The 17,495-nt window shown below is 59.9% G+C and carries 16 protein-coding genes and 1 pseudogene; 9 read left to right on the forward strand and 8 right to left on the reverse strand.

The genetic code is table 11. The features are described from left to right. Nucleotides 1–270 precede the first annotated feature (270 nt). Nucleotides 271–726 (reverse strand): Lrp/AsnC family transcriptional regulator, encoded by a 456-nt coding sequence (locus MMG91_RS19265; RefSeq protein WP_052967442.1) that lies wholly within the window; start codon nt 724–726, stop codon nt 271–273. A 163-nt stretch (nt 727–889) separates the two neighbouring features. On the opposite strand from MMG91_RS19265, the gene yedA reads away from it, so the two are divergent. Both yedA and MMG91_RS19275 read left to right on the forward strand, forming a co-directional pair. Continuing rightward, nucleotides 890–1,816: a drug/metabolite exporter YedA gene (gene yedA / locus MMG91_RS19270; protein WP_007895363.1), complete on the forward strand. Its 927-nt coding sequence runs from the start codon at nt 890–892 to the stop codon at nt 1,814–1,816. Nucleotides 1,817–1,894: 78 nt separating this feature from the next. Beyond that, nucleotides 1,895–3,229: a DEAD/DEAH box helicase gene (locus MMG91_RS19275; RefSeq protein ID WP_305447002.1), complete on the forward strand. Its 1,335-nt coding sequence runs from the start codon at nt 1,895–1,897 to the stop codon at nt 3,227–3,229. Nucleotides 3,230–3,346: 117 nt separating this feature from the next. On the opposite strand, the gene MMG91_RS19280 is transcribed toward MMG91_RS19275, so the two are convergent. After that, a complete protein-coding gene (locus MMG91_RS19280; RefSeq protein WP_310660401.1) occupies nt 3,347–4,588 on the reverse strand; it encodes a TIGR03862 family flavoprotein in 1,242 nt (413 codons plus the stop codon). Nucleotides 4,589–4,773: 185 nt separating this feature from the next. Beyond that, complete coding sequence (locus MMG91_RS19285) at nt 4,774–5,694, reverse strand: histone deacetylase (RefSeq protein ID WP_310660402.1); 921 nt, start codon at nt 5,692–5,694, stop codon at nt 4,774–4,776. Between the two features lie 85 nt (nt 5,695–5,779). Between MMG91_RS19285 and MMG91_RS19290 the strand changes: the two genes are divergently transcribed. The 3 genes from MMG91_RS19290 to MMG91_RS19300 all read left to right on the forward strand — a co-directional run bounded on the left by MMG91_RS19290 (nt 5,780) and on the right by MMG91_RS19300 (nt 7,915). Further along, nucleotides 5,780–6,349: a GNAT family N-acetyltransferase gene (locus MMG91_RS19290; RefSeq protein ID WP_310660403.1), complete on the forward strand. Its 570-nt coding sequence runs from the start codon at nt 5,780–5,782 to the stop codon at nt 6,347–6,349. 106 nt (nt 6,350–6,455) lie between these two features. Then, the gene (gene tesB, locus MMG91_RS19295) at nt 6,456–7,325 is read left to right on the forward strand and encodes an acyl-CoA thioesterase II (protein ID WP_305446999.1); all 870 of its coding nucleotides are present in this window, start codon (nt 6,456–6,458) and stop codon (nt 7,323–7,325) included. Further along, on the forward strand, nt 7,322–7,915 hold the full coding sequence (locus tag MMG91_RS19300; protein WP_305446998.1) for an HAD family hydrolase: 594 nt from the start codon (nt 7,322–7,324) through the stop codon (nt 7,913–7,915). Before tesB ends, MMG91_RS19300 begins: the two co-directional genes overlap by 4 nt. Before the next feature lie 32 nt (nt 7,916–7,947). On the opposite strand, the gene MMG91_RS19305 is transcribed toward MMG91_RS19300, so the two are convergent. Then, nucleotides 7,948–8,907 (reverse strand): alpha/beta fold hydrolase, encoded by a 960-nt coding sequence (locus MMG91_RS19305; protein ID WP_305446997.1) that lies wholly within the window; start codon nt 8,905–8,907, stop codon nt 7,948–7,950. Next, nucleotides 8,907–9,800 carry a neutral zinc metallopeptidase gene (locus MMG91_RS19310; protein ID WP_310660404.1) on the reverse strand — a complete coding sequence of 298 codons (894 nt, stop codon included), beginning with the start codon at nt 9,798–9,800 and terminating at the stop codon, nt 8,907–8,909. Before MMG91_RS19310 ends, MMG91_RS19305 begins: the two co-directional genes overlap by 1 nt. 242 nt (nt 9,801–10,042) lie before the next feature. On the opposite strand from MMG91_RS19310, the gene MMG91_RS19315 reads away from it, so the two are divergent. Both MMG91_RS19315 and MMG91_RS19320 read left to right on the forward strand, forming a co-directional pair. Continuing rightward, nucleotides 10,043–10,819, forward strand: coding sequence for an IclR family transcriptional regulator (locus MMG91_RS19315; RefSeq protein ID WP_048396459.1), 777 nt, complete (start codon nt 10,043–10,045; stop codon nt 10,817–10,819). Nucleotides 10,820–10,955: 136 nt separating this feature from the next. After that, complete coding sequence (locus MMG91_RS19320) at nt 10,956–11,840, forward strand: DMT family transporter (protein ID WP_310660405.1); 885 nt, start codon at nt 10,956–10,958, stop codon at nt 11,838–11,840. A 48-nt stretch (nt 11,841–11,888) separates the two neighbouring features. On the opposite strand, the gene MMG91_RS19325 is transcribed toward MMG91_RS19320, so the two are convergent. Then, nucleotides 11,889–13,226, reverse strand: a complete 1,338-nt coding sequence (locus MMG91_RS19325; protein WP_405046550.1) for an MFS transporter — start codon at nt 13,224–13,226, stop codon at nt 11,889–11,891. Between the two features lie 492 nt (nt 13,227–13,718). On the opposite strand from MMG91_RS19325, the gene quiC reads away from it, so the two are divergent. Both quiC and MMG91_RS19335 read left to right on the forward strand, forming a co-directional pair. Next, nucleotides 13,719–15,620, forward strand: coding sequence for a 3-dehydroshikimate dehydratase QuiC (gene quiC / locus MMG91_RS19330; RefSeq protein ID WP_310660406.1), 1,902 nt, complete (start codon nt 13,719–13,721; stop codon nt 15,618–15,620). A gap of 103 nt (nt 15,621–15,723) precedes the next feature. Continuing rightward, nucleotides 15,724–16,401: a TetR/AcrR family transcriptional regulator gene (locus MMG91_RS19335; RefSeq protein WP_310660407.1), complete on the forward strand. Its 678-nt coding sequence runs from the start codon at nt 15,724–15,726 to the stop codon at nt 16,399–16,401. A 104-nt stretch (nt 16,402–16,505) separates the two neighbouring features. Here the strand turns inward: MMG91_RS19335 and MMG91_RS19340 are convergent. Next, nucleotides 16,506–16,631: pseudogene (locus MMG91_RS19340) on the reverse strand (shikimate dehydrogenase); the annotation flags it as partial. A 7-nt stretch (nt 16,632–16,638) separates the two neighbouring features. Continuing rightward, nucleotides 16,639–17,493: a shikimate dehydrogenase gene (locus tag MMG91_RS19345; RefSeq protein WP_310660408.1), complete on the reverse strand. Its 855-nt coding sequence runs from the start codon at nt 17,491–17,493 to the stop codon at nt 16,639–16,641. Between the last annotated feature and the right edge of the window lie 2 nt (nt 17,494–17,495).

The raw sequence follows: 17,495 nt of genomic DNA on the forward strand, positions 1-17,495 counted from the left end.
ATCGCTTCGCGGGCAAGCCCGCGCCCACAGGGATGGTGTTATTCCTGTGGGGCGGGTTATTGGTCAGGCTCACTGGGCCATGGCCGACGCTTGCAGAAAGTGCCGGCGTCGAAGATCAATGAGCATCTCAAGCGGTATCGCGGGTTCTGAAACGCACCCCAAAACCTGTGGGAGCGGGCTTGCCCGCGATGAGGCCATCACATTCAACATCTTTGTTGACCGACAGTCCGCTATCGCGGGCAAGCCCGCTCCCACAGGGGCCGTGCCACATCACGATTTTCCGTTCCCTTCCAACTGCCCTAACGGCACCCGCTTCTCGATGGCGCTCGACAGCACGATCGAGGTCTTGCTGAATCCGAACGTGGCGATCCGGTTGATCAGCTCTTCCAGCTCCGGCATCGAACCCACGGCCGCTTGCATGATCACGCACGGGTCGCCGGTGACGCGATGGCATTCAGTGAGTTGTGGGATTTTGATCAGTTCGTCGTAGGTTTTCTGATTGCCGTGCTGGTTCAGGCGCAGTTCGATGACGCACTGGATCGGCAGGCCTAGTTTGGCCATGTCGACTTTCGCCTGGTAGCCGGTGATCACCCCGCAGGCCTCAAGTTTGGCCACGCGCTCGGCCACCGCCGGAGCGGACAGGTTTACCTTGCGCGCCAGTTCGGCGTAGGACGCACGACCGTTTTCCAACAGGGCGCTGAGGAGCATGCGGTCGTATTTGTCCATCATGGCATTCCTGAAAAAAGACTGACTTTCGAAAGCACGGTTTATAGCGTCGAACTCCGTGCTTTGAAAAGTGTACCGGCGCTATAAACAGGTTTTGTAACTTATTTTCCGCCGTTGGCCTTTCTAGAATAGCTGCTCTCTTTGTCTTGTTCTCGAGCTGCCCATGCCTGGCATACGCCGTTTTTCCTTACCGCTGATTGCTGCTTTTTTCGCGCTGTACGTGATTTGGGGGTCGACCTACCTGGTGATTCGAATCGGCGTGCAGTACTGGCCGCCGTTGTTGCTCGCCGGTATCCGCTTCGTGATTGCCGGGACGTTGATGTACGCGTTCCTGCGCTGGCGCGGGGCACCGGCACCGACGTGGGCGCAATGGAAAGCGGCGGGGATCATCGGGATTTTGCTGCTGACGTGCGGTAACGGGGCGGTGAGCGTCGCCGAGCATACGGGCGTGGCCTCTGGCGTTGCCGCGTTGGCGGTGGCAACGGTGCCGCTGTTTACCTTGCTTTGCGGATATTTCTGGGGGGCGCGTAATACCCGTCTCGAATGGGCCGGGATTGTGCTCGGGCTGATCGGTATCGCCATGCTCAACCTTGGTTCCAATCTGCAATCGAGCCCGTTGGGTGCGGCGTTGCTGGTGTTCGCGGCCGCGTCCTGGGCTTTCGGTTCGGTGTGGAGCAAACACTTGCCGTTGCCACAGGGCGCGATGGCCAGTGCCGTGGAAATGCTGGTGGGCGGCGTGGTGTTGTTGATCGGCAGCGCGGTGAGTGGTGAGCATCTGGAGGCCATGCCGCCGATCGAAGGTTGGGCAGCATTGGCCTATTTGACGTTCTTCGGTTCGATCATTGCCTTCAACGCTTACATGTATCTGTTGAAACACGTGCGTCCGGCAGCGGCCACCAGTTATGCCTACGTCAACCCGGCGGTGGCGGTGTTGCTGGGGATCGTATTTGTCGGCGAGACCATTGGTATTGAAGAAGCGCTGGCCATGACAGTGATCATCAGCGCCGTGGTGTTGATCGGGTTGCCGCAGTGGCGCCGTGGTGCGGATCGGCCTGCCGTAGTGGTGCCGACAGAATCCCGAGCGAATTAGGGTAAACTGCGCGCCATTGCATCTTGTTTTGCACACTTGTATTGAACAACCCGCGCTGAATTTTCCTACGGTACTCCCATGACTTTCGCCACCCTTGGCCTGATCGAACCCTTGCTGCGCGCTCTCGAGACGCTCGGCTACCAGACCCCTACGCCGGTGCAGACACAAGCGATTCCGGCGGTACTGGCCGGTCGCGACCTGATGGCCGCAGCCCAGACCGGCACCGGCAAAACCGCCGGTTTCGCCTTGCCGCTGCTGCAGTTGCTGGCCATGGAAGGGCCGAAAGTCAGCGCCAACTCCGTGCGCGCATTGATCCTGGTGCCGACCCGCGAACTGGCCGAGCAGGTTCACGAAGCCGTGCGCCAGTACGCCGAGAACCTGCCGTTGAGCACGTATGCGGTGTACGGCGGTGTCAGCATCAACCCGCAAATGATGAAGCTGCGCAAAGGCGTCGACCTGTTGGTGGCGACTCCGGGCCGCTTGCTCGACCTGTTCCGCCAGAACGCGCTCAAGTTCAACCAGTTGCAAACCCTGGTGCTGGACGAAGCCGATCGCATGCTCGATCTGGGTTTTTCCGAAGAGCTGGGGAACATTTACAAAGCGCTACCGAAGAAACGTCAGACGCTGTTGTTCTCCGCGACCTTCTCCGACGCCATCCGCACGCTGGCCGGGCAAATGCTCAACGACCCGCTGAGTATCGAAGTCAGCCCGCGCAACGTCGCTGCCAACACCGTCAAGCAATGGGTGGTGACGGTGGACAAGAAGCGCAAGTCGGAGCTGTTTGTTCACTTGATGCGCAAGGGCAAGTGGAAGCAGGTGCTGGTGTTCGCCAAGACCCGTAACGGCGTAGACGCGTTGGTGGAAAAGCTCCAGGGCCTGGGCATCAATGCCGACGGCATCCACGGCGACAAACCTCAGGCAACCCGTCAGCGGGCGCTGGATCGTTTCAAGGCCAGCGAAGTGCAGATCCTTGTAGCCACCGACGTGGCAGCGCGTGGTCTGGATATCGAAGATTTGCCATTGGTGGTCAACTTCGACCTGCCGATCGTGGCAGAGGACTACATCCATCGCATCGGTCGCACCGGCCGTGCGGGCGCAACCGGGCAGGCTATTTCGCTGGTGTGTGCTGATGAAGTGAATCAGCTGTCAGCCATCGAGATGCTGACCCGTCAGACGTTGACTCGTCAGATGGAGCAGGATTTCGAGCCTGAACACCGCGTGCCGGATACCGATGCCAGCGGTCAGGTGATCAAGAAACCGAAAAAACCGAAGAAGCCGAAAACTTCCAGTGGCGGCAAGCGTAACCTGGGTAAATGGGTCGAGAGCGGTGATGCTTCGGCGCCGGAGCCTTCGATCAAGCCTGTGCGTAAAGTACCGGTGTTTAACACTGGGCCGCGTAAGCGTAAGCCTTGATCCTCTGAGGATCGTTCCCTCGCTCTGCGCGGGAACGCCTCAATGGACGCTCTGCGTCCGCTTCGGTAGGGACGCGGAGCGTCCCGGGCTGCATTCCCACGCAGAGCGTGGGAACGATCAGTGTCGGTGCTTCAACCACTCCACCATCCCCAACCCAGCCGCACGCCCACTGGCGAAGCACGCGGTCAGCAGATAGCCGCCGGTCGGCGCTTCCCAATCGAGCATTTCACCCGCACAGAACACGCCGGGCAGTTGCTTGAGCATCAAACGTTCGTCCATCGACTCGAACATCACGCCCCCCGCGCTGCTGATGGCTTCGTCCAATGGCCGGGTTTTCACCAGCGTCAGCGGCAATGCCTTGATCGCCTTGGCCAGCAATGCCGGATCGGTAAAACAGTCGGCCGGTGTCAGCTCTCGCAACAACGCCGCTTTCACGCCATCAAGGCCAAGCTGACTGTGCAGGTGTTTGGACATGGAGCGTGAACCGCGCGGTTTGCTCAGCGCAGACTGGATTTTATCCACAGGCTTGCCTGGCAACAGGTCGAGGTGAACGGTTGCCGAGCCATGTTGATTGATCGCTTCGCGGATCGGTGCCGACAGGGCGTAGATCAAACTGCCTTCAATCCCCGTGGCAGTGATCACACATTCCCCGAGTCGTGGCACGTCGTCATTGAGGCCAATGGCGATGTTTTTCAGCGGGGCGCCTGCGAATTTGCTGACCATCAATTCGCTCCAGGCCTGCACCTCGAAGCCGCAATTGCTCGGTTGCAACGGCGCCAGTCCTACACCGCGCTGTTCCAGCGGCAGCATCCAGGCACCGTCCGAGCCGAGGCGCGACCAACTGCCGCCGCCGAGGGCCAACAGGGTCGCGTCGGGTTGAACGGTTTTTTCGCCTTCGGGGCTGTCGACGCGCAAGTCACCGTTGTGATCCCAACCGAGCCAGCGATGGCGGGTGTGGATAACGACGCCGGCTTCGCGCAGGCGTTTGAGCCAGGCGCGCAACAGGGGCGCAGCTTTCATGTCGGTAGGAAACACCCGGCCGGAGCTGCCGACAAAGGTTTCGATACCCAGGTCATGAATCCATTGGCACAACGCTTCAGCACCGAAGGACCGTAACAGCGGCGCAATCTGCGGTGCCCGTTCGGCATAGCGTGAGAGAAACGCCGGGTAGGCTTCGGAGTGGGTGATGTTCATGCCGCCGACCCCGGCGAGGAGGAATTTCCGCCCCACTGAAGGCATGCCGTCGTACAGGTCGACTTTGATCCCGGCCTGACTCAGCACTTCAGCCGCCATCAAACCGGCGGGGCCGCCGCCGATGATGGCGACGTGAGGGGGAAGGGAAGTGGAGGGCTGGGTCATGGCGAGAGCTGCGGCGTGGCGGAATAGGGGGCGCATTCTACCAGCCCTGCTCCTTGTGGGAGGATTCGAGGGCTGGTTAAAAAACAACCACCGCTCTGTAGCCTACACCCCGCATGGCCTGCAGACCCTTTCACTCAGGTTATCCACAGGCGGTTCCACAGGCATTGTGGGTAAAGACCCATAGATCAATGACAACCTGATGACTGCCAGACCCGTTGGGCGCTGTGATGGAGGATGCCATGTCGGCGTGCCAGGGCCTTGCGGTCCTTGCTGTAGCCGCCACCGATCACGCCGACCACCGGAATATCCCGGCCCAGGCAGTGACGCATCACGCTTTCATCGCGAGCGGCGACGCCTTCGTCTGTCAGCTTCAGATAACCCAGGGCGTCATCCTTATGCACATCGACACCGGCGTCGTACAGCACCAGGTCCGGTTGGTAGAGCGGCAGCAAATAGTTGAGTGCGTCGTCCACCACCTTCAGGTAATCGGCATCGCCCATGCCCATCGGCAACGGAATATCCCAATCACTTTCGGCTTTGCGTGCAGGAAAATTCTTTTCGCAGTGCAGGGAAACGGTCACTGCCTCCGGAGTGTTGTGCAGAATCCGTGCAGTCCCGTCACCTTGATGCACATCGCAGTCGAAGATCAGCACCCGATTCACCCGGCCACTTTCCAGCAGGTAATGGCTGATCACCGCCAGGTCATTGAAGATGCAGAACCCGGCGGGATGATCGTAATGCGCATGATGAGTGCCGCCAGCCAAGTGACAGGCCAAACCATGTTCCAGTGCCTGTTCGGCCGCCAGCAGCGAACCGCCGACCGCTCGCACCGTGCGCCGGGCCAGCGCTTCGCTCCAGGGCAGGCCGAGGCGTCGCTGGTCTTCGCGGGACAATTCGCCGCCCATGTAGCGTTCGATATACGCAGGGTCATGGGCGAGGGCGAGAATCTCCGCTGGGCAGAGGTCCGGGCGCAGCAGGTCGGTGTCGCGGGCCAGGCCACTGTCCACCAAGTGATCGCGCAGCAGGCGAAACTTGTCCATGGGGAAGCGGTGATCCGCCGGGAACTCGGGACTGTAGTCTTCGTGGTAGATCAATGGCAGGGGCATGGCTGATTTATACAGGAAGGCATGTAGGAATGAGTGAAGGATCCTACCAGCGATGTAGACTTGCGGGATGGGAAAGGGGGACGAGATGGAGCCGATACTGGAACTCGAAAGCGCACGACTGTTGTTGCGGCAGTGGCGTGATGAGGATTTACCGGCGTTTGCGGTGATGTGCGCAGATCCACAGGTGATGCGTTATTTTCCGGCGCCCTTGAGTCGGCTGGAAAGTGCCTCGCTGATCGGGCGGGTTCGCGGGCACTTTGCCGAGCATGGTTTTGGCCTCTGGGCGCTGGAGCGCAAGGACACCGGGGCGTTCATCGGGTTTACCGGGCTGGGTGTGGTCGGCTTCGACGCGCCCTTCACCCCGGCCGTTGAAATCGGCTGGCGCCTGGCGCGTGAGCACTGGGGGCTGGGTTATGCCAGCGAGGCGGCGTGGACCGCTCTGCGCTGCGGGTTCGACCGATTGGCGCTGCAAGAGGTCGTCGCATTCACCACCAAGACCAATCTGCCATCCGAGAAAGTCATGCAAGCGATCGGCATGCACCATGCCCCCGCCGATGACTTCGAGCACCCGCGGCTTGCAGCCGATCATCCGCTGCGCCCGCATGTGTTGTACCGCATCACCCGTGAGCAATGGCTGCAAACCTTGCATGGATAAGCAGGCGCGGACGTTTACAATGACCCTCATGTTGAACCGGGCCATAAACTGAATCGACCGCCGCAGCCAAGACTGCGCGGCATTGCGTTGTGTGAGGAGAGTCTGAATGAGCCAAGTGTTGGAAGATCTGGTAGACCTGCTGACCCTGGAACCGATTGAAGAAAACCTGTTCCGTGGCCGCAGCCAGGACCTGGGGTTTCGTCAGTTGTTCGGCGGCCAGGTACTCGGCCAGTCCCTGTCGGCGGCCAGTCAGACAGTTGAGCCGGCGCGCCATGTGCATTCGATGCACGGTTATTTCCTGCGCCCGGGCGATGCCAAATTGCCGGTGGTGTATCAGGTCGATCGGGTGCGTGATGGCGGCAGTTTCAGCACGCGCCGGGTGACGGCGATCCAGAAGGGCAATCCGATTTTCACCTGCAGCGCCTCGTTCCAGTACGACGAAGAAGGCTTCCAGCACCAGACGCAGATGCCGCAAGTGGTCGGCCCGGAAAACTTGCCGTCGGAGCTGGAGCTCACCCAGCAGCGCGCGCACCTGATCCCTGAGCACATGCGCGAAAAATTGCTGTGCCCGAAACCGATCGAAGTCCGACCGGTGACCGAAAAAGACCCCTACAACCCGCAGCCTGCCGATCCCATCAAATACGTATGGTTCCGCGCCGACGGTGCCTTGGCTGACACCCCGGCATTGCACAAATACCTGCTGGCCTACGCGTCGGACTTCGGTCTGCTGACCACCTCGATGCTGCCCCATGGCAAATCGGTCTGGCAGAAAGACATGCAGGTCGCCAGCCTTGATCACGCCTTGTGGTTCCACGCCGACCTGCGTGCCGATGACTGGTTGCTGTATGCCATGGACAGCCCGTGGGCCGGCAACTCGCGCGGATTCTCCCGCGGCAGCGTGTTCAACCGTGCCGGACAATTGGTGGCCTCGGTCACCCAGGAAGGCCTGATTCGTCATCGCAAGGATTGGGCATGAGCCTGGCCGAGGTGCGGCACTGGGTGTTCGACATGGACGGCACCCTGACGGTGGCCGTGCATGACTTCGCAGCGATTCGCGTGGCGTTGGCGATTCCCGCCGAAGACGACATCCTCACCCACCTCGCGGCGCTGCCGGCCGATGAAGCCGCGGCCAAACACGCATGGCTGCTGGAGCACGAGCGGGATCTGGCGTTGGGTTCGAAACCGGCGCCGGGCGCGGTGGAACTCGTGCGTGAATTGGCCGGGCGCGGTTATCGTCTGGGCATTCTCACGCGCAATGCTCGTGAGCTGGCCCATGTCACGCTGGAGGCGATTGGCCTGGCCGACTGCTTCGCGGTGGAGGATGTACTGGGCCGGGATGAAGCACCGCCCAAGCCGCATCCTGGTGGTTTACTGAAATTGGCCGAAGCCTGGAAGGTTCCTGCGAGCGAAATGGTGATGGTTGGTGATTACCGCTTCGATCTGGATTGCGGGCGGGCGGCGGGGACGCGGACGGTGCTGGTGAATCTGCCGGATAATCCGTGGCCGGAATTGGCCGATTGGCATGCGCGCGATTGCGTGGAGTTGCGACAGCTGCTTTCGGCTTGAGAGATGGGGCGTCTGATCAGACGCCACAAAACTCACTGACCAAACAACGCCTTCTGCCCCTCGGGCGAGGTAAACATCCCGTCTTCATTGTGCCCGACCCCAGGCACTTCAATGAGCTGCTGGCTCAACCCTTGAGGATGGCGTCGCTTCAGATAATTGAAATAGTTGCGCCCGCGAATCAATCGAGAAGCACCCTGGGCTTTAGCCTCACAACTTTTATCCAGCGCCGGATGATTCGGGTCGGTGTCCTGCTGGCCGAGTAAATAAACGATGTCACGTTTGACATAGTTCTCTTCGAGTTGCGCAGGTGTTTGCCCATCGGCATAAGCGGGTAGGCCCGCCAGTCCATACTTCCAGCGATTGAAATTCGGGCATCCCGCATGACTGAACGCTACTGGCCGTTGCTCATTGAAGTAGGCGTACGACGAAGGGTTGGCGATCACATAGCGCACTTTTATGCCCTCCGTATCGAGGGCTGGCTGAGGGTGACCCAGCAAGGCATAACGCTGAACCACCTGAGCGCCGCCGGAGTGACCGGCGATGACGATTTGCTTCACGTCCGGAAACTGTCGCCGATCACCCAGTCGAGCGATGATTTCGTCGAGGGCCGCATAGGAGCTCATCGTAAACGGCGCGATGGATAAGCCGCCGGCCATCCAGTCATTGCCTTGCCAGCGTAAAACGCTGTCAGACACCGGATGGCTCGCAATGTCGGTTTCGTTGAGAAACTGCGGGGCGAGCACCAACGTGTTTGCGCTTTGCCCGGCCTGCTCGGCTGCGCGCTCGGCGCTTTGGCGGTAGGTTTCAGCATTGCGTAATCGACCATGGACGATGATCAGCACGCGTTCGATTTTCGCCGGTGTCGGGCCGATGCTCACCGCGATTTCACCGGCGCTCAGCAGCAAGCGCCCGGAACTGATTGCCTTGACGCCCTGCTCGGCAGCCTGGGTGCTTGCGCAGGTGATTAACAGAGCCAGCAGCCATTTACGCATCACAGATTCTTCGCGGCAAAGGTGTCGCACTGGCCGACTTGGCCCTGTGCGAACCCGGCCTTGAACCAGCGCACTCGCTGGGCCGAAGTGCCATGGGTGAAGGAGTCCGGCACCACGCGGCCCTGACCTTGCTGTTGCAAGCGGTCGTCGCCGATGGCGTTGGCGGCGTTCAAGGCTTCTTCGATGTCACCGGGTTCCAGCCAGTTCAGACGTTTCTGCGCATTGTTGGCCCAGACACCGGCCAGGCAATCGGCTTGCAGTTCCTGGCGCACCAGCAAACCATTGTCGCCTTCCATCTGCCGGCCCTGTTGGCGAGCGGTCTGAATCTTCGCTGAAACGCCGAGCAAGGTCTGCACGTGGTGTCCGACTTCGTGAGCGATCACGTAGGCCTGGGCGAAGTCGCCCGCGGCGGAAAAGCGTTGGGACATCTCCTGAAAGAAACTCGTATCGAGGTAGACCTTCTGGTCAGCCGGGCAATAGAAGGGACCGGTTGCTGAAGTCGCCAGGCCGCAGGCCGAGTTGACGCGGTTGTTGAACAGCACCAGGGTCGGGTCTTTATATTGCCGATCAGCCTGCTGGAAAATCTGGCGCCAAGTGTCTTCGGTATCGCCGAGGATCGAGCGCACGAACTCGGCCCCTTCATCATTGGCCGGGGGCGCCTTGCGGGTTTGGTTGGGGGCCGGGGCTGACTGTTCGCTCATTTGCCCGGTCAGTTGGCCGAGGATCTGCATCGGGTCCTGGCCGGTGATCCAGCCAATCCCGACGATCAACAGGATCGCCGTCAGGCTCAGGCCCTTGCCTCCACCGAAACGCATCCCACCGCCCCCACCACCGACATCATCGCCACGGGCATCGACCACGTTGTCGCTACGTCGGCCTTTTTTCCAAAGCATGGGGGATCCTCTTTTTTACCTGATGAAGGCGCATGGTGATGAGTGTTGCCGGTGAGTAGGTATGGCGCCAGTCCGGTCGTCTGACAGCCCTTGGCGACAGGGGTTCTCCTAAGTGGCGACATTAGCGGTTTCATGGACGGACGGGCACTGCAGAGCGGTCAAGACAACTGCCGGACAGGTTCCAGATTTTGCTTCCTTCGAGTTGTCTTTTAGAATCAGCCAAATTTCGTTTGGAATCTCCCATGGCAGGCAGTCAGATCGAACGTGTTTTCAGCGTGCTGGAAAGCCTCACCGGTGAACCCCAAGGCCTACCGATGCAGACGCTGGCCGAGCAACTGGACATTCCCAAGAGCGCGACCCACCGTTTACTCGCCGAACTGATTCGTTTGGGGTATGTGCGGCAGAACCCGGAAAACCTGCGTTATCACTTATCGACCAAACTGGTTGCCATGGGCTTTCGTTACTTGTCCGGCAGTGGTGCGGATATTGTGCAGCCGGTGCTGGATCGGCTGGCCCGGGAGACCGGCGAGCTGGTGCGTCTGGGGGTGATCGAAGGCGAGCGCCAGACCTGGATCGCCAAATCCCAGGGAGCCCGTTCCGGCCTGCGTTACGACCCGGACATGGGGCGCGATGCGCCGCTGTTCTATACCGCTTCCGGGCATGCGTGGCTGGCTTGCATGAGCGATGCCGAAGCGTTGTCGCTGGTTGAGCGCCAGGCGGTCGAGAAGCCCGAGGGCCTGGGGCCCAATGCGCCACGCTCCAACATCGAACTGCTGGAGCGGCTGCGCCTGGCGCGCGAGCAGGGCTATGCCTGGGTCGAGGAAAGTTCGGCGGTAGGCACGTCGGCGATTGCTGCCGTTATCCGTCATCCATTACAGGGGCGAGTGATCGGCGTGCTCAGCATTGCCGGACCGAGCGCGCGGATGCCGGGGGCGCGACTGCATGAACTGGCACCGACGTTGTTGGCGTTTGCCCAAGAGCTTTCGGCGGCGAGTCAGGCGTCGGAACTCTTTAGCTGATAGCGCTTGCACCCATCGATTTGGAAGTCGATTAAAAAACCGTGCGCTGTTCGCACACTTTCAGGCGTTACGACTACAAGAATCTGGAACCGGGTTCTAAATTATTGGAATTGTCCCGCCAGAAGAGAACCTCGCCTTGACGTCGCCTATCAGCACCCCACTCTCCGGCGTCAATCATCCTTTCAAAGGCATCCTGCTGGTGGTGGTCGCGACCTTTCTGTTTTCCAGCCATGACGCCTTGTCGAAATACCTCAGCGGGTTCTATCCGATCGTCATGGTGGTCTGGGCTCGCTATGTGATTCACACCTTGTTGATGGCCGGGATTTTTCTGCCGCAATCCGGGTTGCGCGTCCTGCGCACCAAGCGCCCATTGCTGCAGTTGATGCGGGCGTTGTGCTTATTGGGAACCAGCCTGCTGTTTACCGGTGCGCTGTTGTTCATTCCGTTGGCCGAAGCCACGGCGGTGAATTTTCTTGCACCGGTATTGGTGACTGCATTGTCGGTGCCACTGCTCGGTGAGCAGGTGACGCGCGGCCAATGGCTGGCGGTGATTTGCGGATTTATCGGTGTGTTGATCATCGTCCATCCCGGCGGCGAGCTGTTCACGCCTGCGGTGCTGCTGCCGTTCTGCTCGGCGCTGTTTTTCTGCTTCTATCAGCTGCTCACCCGCAAGCTCAGCGAAATCGACAGCCCGACCACCAGTAACTTTTTCGCCGGGCTCTGTAATACGTTGGTGATGAGTGCGCTGGTGCCGTTCTTCTGGCAGGTCCCAAGCCTGGGCCATGGGTTTTTGATGGTGGCGCTGGGGGCGTGTGGGATGACGGCGCATCTGTTTCTGACTCAGGCCTTCCGTCACGCAGCGCCCGCGTTGTTGGCGCCGTTCGGCTATTGCCAGATCGTGTTTGCTGGCTTGCTGGGCTGGTGGCTGTTTTCACACACACCGACCCTGACCACGGTGATCGGTATCGCGGTGATTTGCTGCAGCGGGTTGGCGGCGGCGTGGCAACAGAGTCGTCGGTAGGAAGGTACTAAGGCAGGCCTGGAATCAGGCCTGCCTTAGTAGGGTTTTTTACTCGGTGACGGTAGGAATCTTGCGTGGTGCCATGAAGTACATCCAGGTCAGCGCGATGAAGTACATCGCCGGAATCATGGTGAACAGCACGGTGTAGTTGTTGTTGGTGATCGTCAGTATGTGGCCGACCAACTGGGTCATGAACATCCCGCCAATTGCCGCGCACATCCCGCCGAAGCCGAACACCGTACTCATCATGTGCTTGGGCGTGTAGTCCATCACCAGGCTCCAGATGTTCGCGGTCCAGGCCTGGTGAGCACCAATGGCCAGGGAGATGGCAAACACCGCGAGCCACAGGCTGCTCGAGCCGGCGGCCATGACCACGCCGATGATGCAGCAGGCGAACAGGAACATGGACATCAGTCGTGCCTTGATCGGGTTGACCCCGCGACCAATCAGGAACGAGGACAGAATCCCGCCACCGACACTGCCGAAGTCAGCCGTGAGGTAGATGATGATCAGCGGGATACCCATTTGGGTCACGTTGATTCCCAGGTTGTATTGCTGATTGAGAAATGGCGGCAGCCAGTACAGGTAGAACCAGAACACCGGCGCGGTGATTGAGTAGGCCAGGGCGAAGGCCCAGGTGCCACGCATGCGCAGGATTCGTGAGAACGGTACGCGGGATTGTTCCGGCTCGACTTCCTTCTGGATGTAGTCCAGTTCCGATTGCTTAACGCTTGGGTGATCTTCCGGGTTGAAGTACTTCAGGCCCCAGAACAGCAACCAGATGCCGCCCAGAGCCGCCATGCACAGGAACGCGGCTTGCCAGCCCCAGGCGTGGAGGATCAGTGGCAACAGCATTGGCGTGAACATCGCGCCGACGTTGGTCCCGGCGTTGAAGATGCCGGTGGCCACGGCACGCTCGCCGGCGGGGAACCACAACCGCGTGGTTTTCACGCAGGCCGGGTAATTCGCTGCTTCAGTCAAGCCGAGAATGAACCGACAGACCATGAAGCCCACCGCCGAAGTGGCCAGGCCATGAGCGCCGGTAGCCAGGCTCCAGAGCAGCACCGCGCAGAAGAACACGCGTTTAACGCCGACCCGGTCGATCAACCGGCCCTGCAGCACGAAGCCGATGGCGTAGCCGACCTGAAACCAGAAGTTGATGTTGGCGTAGTCCATCGCCGTCCAGCTCATTTCCTTGGCCAGGATCGGCTGCATGACGCCCAGGGCGGCGCGGTCGATGTAGTTCAGAGTGGTGGCGAAAAACACCAGCGCCAGCATCCCCCAACGGGTTTTGCCGACTGCCATGGCGCCGCGGATTTTGTCGCCGATACCGCCAGTGGCGACGCCCATGGCCGGAGCCACGCGAGAGCTTTGAGAAGGAATCATGTGTATGTGCCATCCGTTCAATGACTGACAAGCGAGGCTTGTCGGGACTTCAAGGGCGCGTGATCAATCGACGGCGACAGGCGCGGGTGTGATTGATCGGCTGAGGTGTTTTCGTCGGGCTGACGACAACGTGTTATTCAGCGAGCGGCACGGTTCGGCCGAGAGAGCGCAAGGTTCGGATGGATGCCAGGTACGGCGGGAGGGCGATGGAGCAAGCAAACAAGGCGTTGAATGAGCGCATGAGCGTGTACCCGTTTTTTGAAATTTTTATGTGGTGTTCAGGGTCTTTGGTAACCGAGTCCATGGGGTTTGGCCGGACTCAATGTGTAGTCGATGTTGCGCAGTGGACGAAAAATCGTCAATTCGCCAACCGCCATTGTGTTCGATAATCGCCCGCAAAACTAACCGGGTAGTACACTTTGAATTGCTGTGTGGATTCGTCAAGCCAATAATTTGCCCAACAAGAATGTCCCCACCATCGGGAGTCGACACATGCAGCGTTCCATTGCCACCGTTTCCTTGAGCGGCACCCTGCCGGAAAAACTCGAAGCCATTGCCGCCGCCGGTTTTGACGGGGTGGAGATTTTCGAAAACGACCTGCTTTACTACGACGGCAGCCCGCGCGAAATCAAACAGATGTGCGCCGATCTGGGGATCGCCATCACGCTGTTTCAACCCTTTCGGGATTTCGAAGGTTGCCGCCGCGATCGCCTGCCACGCAATCTGGAGCGGGCCGAGCGCAAGTTCGATTTGATGCTGGAACTGGGCACTGATCTGGTGTTGGTCTGCAGCAACGCCTCGGCCGATTCCATCGGTGATGAGCAGATTCTGGTTGATGATTTGCACCGGCTCGCAGAGCGGGCCAGCCTTCGTGGCCTGCGGATCGGCTATGAAGCGCTGGCCTGGGGGCGGCATGTGAACACCTGGCAACAAGTGTGGAACATCGTTCGCCAGGCCGATCATCCGAGCCTCGGCGTGTTGCTGGACAGTTTTCATACGCTGTCGCTCAAGGGCGACCCGAGCGCCATCGCCGAGATTCCCGGCGACAAGATCTTCTTCGTGCAAATGGCCGATGCGCCGATCCTGGCCATGGACGTGCTGGAGTGGAGCCGGCATTTCCGCTGCTTCCCAGGCCAGGGCGAATTCGATCTACCGGGCTTCCTCGCGCCCATCATCAAGAGTGGCTACACCGGGCCACTGTCGCTGGAGATCTTCAACGATGGCTTCCGCGCCGCACCGCCACGGGCCAATGCTGCCGACGGTTTGCGTTCGTTGCTGTATCTGGAAGAGAAAACCCGCCAACGTCTGGAACAGGAAGCCACGCCCCCGACCAATCGCGACATTTTGTTCGACACCCCAAACGCGAGCGAATACAACGGCATCGAGTTTCTTGAATTCGCAGTGGACGAAAGCCTCGGTGCCAAGCTGTCCCATTGGCTGGAGCGGCTGGGTTTCGTCAAGGCCGGGCAACACCGTTCCAAGAGCGTCAGCCTGTTGCGTCAGGGCGATATCAATCTGATCCTCAACTCCGAGCCTTACTCTTTCGCCCACAGTTTTTTCGAGGCGCACGGCCCGTCGCTGTGCGCCACCGCCGTGCGGGTGAAGGACAGCGCCAGTGCGCTGGCCCGTGCCATTGCGTACAAAGGCCAGCCCTATCGCGGACTGGTAGGCCCCAATGAGCTTGAGCTGGCAGCGGTGCGTGCGCCGGATGGCAGTCTGATTTACCTGGTGGACAAGGACGCCGACGTCTACGGCACCGATTTCAACCTGCAACCGACGGTCGTGGCCAGCGGTGGCCTCAAACGCATCGACCATATGGCGATGGCGCTGCCGGCCGACAGCCTTGATAGCTGGGTGCTGTTCTATAAAAGCCTGCTGGATTTCGAAGCCGACGATGAAGTGGTGTTGCCCGACCCGTATGGTTTGGTGAAGAGCCGTGCATTGCGCAGCCGTTGCAGTTCGATCCGCCTGCCGCTGAACATTTCCGAGAACCGCAACACCGCCATCTCACACGCGCTGTCGAGTTATCGCGGTTCTGGCGTGCATCACATTGCTTTCGATTGCGACGACATCTTTGCCGAAGTCAGCCGCGCCAAGGAGGCAGGCGTGCCGCTGCTGGATATCCCGCTCAACTATTACGATGACCTCGCCGCGCGGTTCGATTTCGATGATGAGTTCCTCAGTGAACTGGCCTATTTCAACGTGCTCTACGACCGCGATGCTCAGGGCGGCGAGCTGTTTCATGTGTACACCGAGCCGTTCGAAGGGCGGTTCTTCTTTGAAATCATCCAGCGCAAAAACGGCTACGCGGGTTACGGCGCGGCCAACGTGGCAGTGCGACTGGCGGCCATGGCCAAATCGCGAAGTGGTGGCGTACGTCAGGTAAAGTTGTAGGAAAATCGTAAACACGGGTACAAAACTGCTGCCTCGCGACTTCCTTCACTGTGCGCGGCAGCCCATAATCGCCAGCTTGTGCAGTGATGGCCGTGAGCCCGCAATGACAATAATTTCAGAACTCTCCGCAGCGCCCGAAAAGCCAATTGCCGAGCCTCGCAAGAGTCGCAAGAACAACCCGGAAAAGACCCGCGAGAACATCCTTCAAGAGGCCATTGTCGAGTTCGTTCAGCAGGGGCTTTCCGGTGCGCGCGTCGACGCGATCGCCGAGCGCATCCACACCTCCAAACGCATGATCTATTACTACTTCGGCAGTAAGGAACAGCTCTACGTCGAGGTGCTGGAGAAACTCTACGGGGATATTCGCAGCACCGAAAACCGATTGCACCTGACCGAACTGGCGCCGGTGGAAGCGATTCGTCGCCTAGTGGAGTTCACCTTCGATCACCATGATCGCAACGTCGATTTCGTGCGTATCGTCAGCATCGAGAACATTCATAACGCCGAGTATGTGAAGCGCTCCGATGCGATCAAGGCGATGAACAACACCATCCTCGATTCACTGGACGAGATCTTGCGGCGCGGGGCTGCAGAGGGTGTATTCCGCAGCGGTCTCGATCCGCTGGATGTGCATCTGCTGATCAGCTCGTTTTGCTTCTATCGCGTGTCGAACCGTCATACCTTGAGTGAGATCTTTCAGATCGACTTGCCGGACGAAAGCATCAAGCAGCGTCATCGGGGGATGATCTGCGAGTCGGTTTTGCGGTATTTGCAGGCCTGACGTCTTCGCGGGCAAGTCGGATCGCCGCACCGCTCGCTCCTGCAGATCACGCGACCTGTGTAGGAGCGAGCGGTGCGGCGATCCGACTTGCCCGCGAAGACTTTTCAACCATTCATGCTCTGAAAATGCGCCAGCATCCGCTGGGCATCCGGCACCACGCCGCTGAACAGCTCAAACGCCTTCACCGCCTGGAACACCGCCATGTTGCCGCCATCCAGGGTTCGGCAGCCCNACTTTTCAACCATTCATGCTCTGAAAATGCGCCAGCATCCGCTGGGCATCCGGCACCACGCCGCTGAACAGCTCAAACGCCTTCACCGCCTGGAACACCGCCATGTTGCCGCCATCCAGGGTTCGGCAGCCCAGCGCGCGAGCGTTGCGCAGCAGTTCGGTTTCCAGCGGGAAGTAAACGATCTCCGCAACCCACAACTGCGCCCGAAGCAGCTCCACCGGCACCGGTGTGCCCGGCAATTTTTTCATACCCATCGGCGTGGTATTTACCAGGCCGTCAGCCTGACCCAGCGTGCCTGGCAAATCATGCCCGGCCACGGCGCGACCGAAACCAAAATGCTGATTGAGGTTGTTCGCCAGCGACTGAGCGCGACCTTGATCCACATCGAAAATGCTCAGCAGCTGTACGCCTTCGCTCAATAGCGCGTGGGCCACTGCCGCGCCTGCGCCACCGGCGCCCATTTGCACCACGCGCTCAAGGGCAACGCCCGGCAGGCCACGGCGAAAGCCTTCGGCAAAACCCAGGCAATCGGTGTTGTGGCCGATGCGTTTACCGTCCTTGAGCACCACCGTATTCACTGCGCCAATACCGCGGGCTTCCGGCGACAACTCGTCAAGTAACGGGATGACCGTCTGCTTGCACGGGAAGGTGATGTTCAGCCCGGTGAAATTCATCCGTTCGGCGGCCATCAGCAGGTCGGGCAGGGCGCTGCTGTCGAGTTTCAATTGATCCAGATCGATCAACCGATACAGGTAACGCAAACCCTGCGCATCGCCTTCATGCTCGTGCAGCGCGGGGGTGCGGGAAGCCTGAATGCCGGCACCGATCAGCCCGGCCAATACCACGGTGTTCTGTGTCATGA

Origin of the sequence: Pseudomonas sp. JL3, from assembly GCF_031570575.1 — a bacterium.
GTDB classification, from domain to species: Bacteria; Pseudomonadota; Gammaproteobacteria; order Pseudomonadales; family Pseudomonadaceae; genus Aquipseudomonas; species Aquipseudomonas cucumis.